2 protein-coding genes are annotated in these 1,060 nt (G+C 69.5%); one reads left to right on the top strand and one right to left on the bottom strand.

The genetic code is table 11. The features are described 5' to 3' along the window. The coding region (locus AB0G02_RS41970; protein ID WP_360806687.1) for a hypothetical protein at positions 1–274 on the bottom strand (274 nt) is incomplete at its 3' end. Positions 275–531: 257 nt separating this feature from the next. Here AB0G02_RS41970 and AB0G02_RS41965 point away from each other — a divergent pair. Next, a partial coding sequence (locus tag AB0G02_RS41965) for a flavoprotein (RefSeq protein WP_360806684.1) occupies positions 532–1,060 on the top strand: 529 nt, incomplete at its 3' end.

The raw sequence follows: 1,060 nt of genomic DNA, 5'->3' as shown, positions 1-1,060 counted from the left end.
GGCCGACCACAACGACACCAGCACTCCGGTCCCGAGCGACACCCTGCCCGCCCTGCCGCCCGATCACGTAGGCGTACTGGATGTCGGTCAGGGGGAAGGGCTCGTGGCGCCCGTCGTCGTGGGTCCCGTCGTGCTGCCCGTCCTGGTGCTGCCCGTCGCCGTGCGGCCCGTCCTGGTGCGGTACGGCGGGCGGTTGCGGCCCGTCGTCGGCGGCGTCCCGGACGGGCATGCGGCTGTTCAGCATCCTCAACATGCTGGAGAAATTCTCGTCCACGCTCCGCTCCTCATTCTCGACAGCGGTGGTCACAGGCATTGCGGATCGACACCACAAAGCGGGAGGAATCGTGCCGCGAATGACCGCGCCCACCACGTCGAATAGATTCCGTGATCGTCCGGGCGTTTGTCCGATCGTCGACCGCCTTCGCATGACACCAGCACCACTTGCCCTTGTCAAGCACACCGCGACGACCGCGCGACACCGCGCGAAAAAGACGCGTTGAACGTGCCGGGAAATGACGGCACCCTGCCCGCATGAGCGAAAACACCCCGATACCCGGCGAACCGCGCGTGCTCATCGGCGCGACCGGTTCGATCGCCGTGACCAACCTGCCCGCTTATCTCACCGAGCTGCGCGCCCAATTGGGCGGCACGTACACCGTGCTGATGACGCACACGGCCGCGACCTTCCTGCCGCCGAGCACCGCGGCGATCTTCGCCGAACGGGTGGTCAGCGGTGACGCGCCGGAGGACTGGCCGACCGACAAGCCGTCCCGGCTCGCCGCCGAGCACGACATCGCGGTGGTGCTGCCCGCCACCGCGCACACGCTCGCCGCAGCGGCAGCGGGTGCCGCGCCGAACCGGCTGACCACGGTCCTGCTGTCGGTGCGCTACCCGGTGGTGTTCTTCCCGTCGATGGGCGCGGCGATGTGGGACAAGCCGGCCGTGCGGCGCAACGTCGCCCGCATCCGGGAGGACGGCAACCACGTGCCCGAACCCGCGTGGCACGACAGCTACGACGTCTCCACCGGGGCCCGGTCCAACCACCCCACCATGCCCCCGC

The organism is Actinosynnema sp. NPDC023658, assembly GCF_040639995.1.
Lineage (GTDB): Bacteria > Actinomycetota > Actinomycetes > Mycobacteriales > Pseudonocardiaceae > Actinosynnema.
Note: the sequence above shows the minus strand (reverse complement) of the source record. Positions and strands in the feature narration are given on the sequence as shown.